Source organism: Shewanella sp. 1180_01 (assembly GCF_052850535.1).
Genome location: NZ_VXCT01000126.1, coordinates 1 through 1,728, shown reverse-complemented (window position 1 = coordinate 1,728; position 1,728 = coordinate 1). Strand labels below are relative to the sequence as shown.

Annotated in this window: 1 protein-coding gene; it reads right to left on the bottom strand. The window is 37.7% G+C overall.

Features of this window, described 5'->3' with window-relative positions; translation table 11 throughout:
* Nucleotides 1–872 precede the first annotated feature (872 nt).
* Nucleotides 873–1,556: a DUF6933 domain-containing protein gene (locus FW758_RS24375; protein WP_311900737.1), complete on the bottom strand. Its 684-nt coding sequence runs from the start codon at nucleotides 1,554–1,556 to the stop codon at nucleotides 873–875.
* Between the last annotated feature and the right edge of the window lie 172 nt (nucleotides 1,557–1,728).

The window sequence follows — 1,728 nt, the reverse complement described above, 5'->3', positions numbered from 1 at the left end:
ATTTCTCAAACAGCTGCATTCAGATAACTTTTTGTAGGGCAAAGGTACATTAACAGAATGTGTATGAGCTTTTGCTTTAGATGATTTTGGGGCACAAACGAGCCAGTACGCAATGCCAACTCGCTTTTAGCCATATAAAGCAATCCTACTTTATCTGGTTAAAATGACTTTATGGATATCATTAGTTATATGCGTTGGTGGAATCATTAGAGCTAAAGCGACAGACACCTTTTTGGTACGGTTCTATTCAACAACAATATCCAGTTTTCTACCAATTTGTTGTTCTTCCAGACTGAGGATACCCATGAATTACAGGGAGTAAATATAATTGCTTTCTTTTTCCCTTCTCGAATATATGTGACTTCAACATATTTTAAAGGTAAAGGTTTCGCTGTTCGTGGGTAATACCCAGAGCTAATATCCGTTATGGAATTCAGGGGGATCTCACATAAGTCTTTTTTGCTTATGAATGTTACAGACTTAGACGTAAGCTTTAGATACCCCTTATCGGTGTATATATAGAGCCATCGGCCTATAAAACTTCGCATATGTTCTGATGTAGATAGGTAACAACTATCTTGCTGTACTGTGATTTCTTCCATGACTTCTCGATGATACTTTGCAATTGAGCACTTGAATCGATTCTAGCGTCAGACCAAACATTGTCAATTAGTCATTTTTAACTTTGAAGGCTCTGTAAGTGAGAGCAATTCTTTGATCTGGTTTTGTTAAGAACAGCGATAACACAGTGTCTATAATTAGAAATAATTAGGTCTTTTGCGATAACTTGAAACACGTTTTGGGGCATAAACGTTTCAGTAAGTCAATTTTTCAATTTACTTTTTATAAAATTTACCCTGACCCCACTAAATTTATTGTCTGTGATGGCTTAACACGATGACATTACTCATATCCACTGGTTGAGGCTTTGATGTCCACTGTTGCCACTGGTTAACAAATTCTTCATTAGGGAAAAAATGCTCCTTTTTGTGCTTACTATTACGGGGAAACTGACCTGAAAATAAGTTAAAGCCAAGTAGGTCAACATCTTCAAGTAACATTCCATCTTCATAGCAGTGACGTTCAAGATGCCAATGAACGTCATTTAGGTGAGCTTGCACGCTACGGTCACTTCGAGGGTGGAAGGCACAGTCATTAACCTCTCTGTCATAATGGTCAACACAGTTTTCTATCTCGACCGTATCAACACCACTTTCATTGGCTAGACTGAGAAAACACGCCTTTAGCATTGGCTCAAAAGTGTTGAGAAATTGATAAATATCACCTTTCTTTCCTGCTACTACTGTTATACAAAAACGACTTTGATAATCCATCGCCATTAAGTATTTTTTGCGTTTGATGGATACACAATGTAGTACCCACTGCCATTGAAATTCACCATTTTTGTCGGTATCAACACCGTTTGGAAAAGCAGGCGTTTCAATCGACTCTGCGATGGTTTTATGTGGCGCAGGCTCTAGATCTGAAACCTTTTGGCCTTGACGCGTAACCACAAAAAACTCTACAGCGGCTTTGGTGCAGTTAAAAACTAACATTTCGTATTACCTATTTTTGATAGCGCTCACCATCTTCATGATGTTCTATTTTTACTCGCATTACATGCTCACTCATACTAAATTTGAGGAATATTTTATGGTTTATCGCATTATAATAGTTTAGGCAATGAGGATACTGAAAAATGTTAGGGAAAGCATCGCTGAATTGGAA

Coding starts and splice junctions, on each gene's coding strand:
- FW758_RS24375 (WP_311900737.1), bottom strand. CDS start 1,556: ATGTTAGTTTTTAACTGCACCAAAGCCGCTGTAGAGTTTTTTGTGGTT.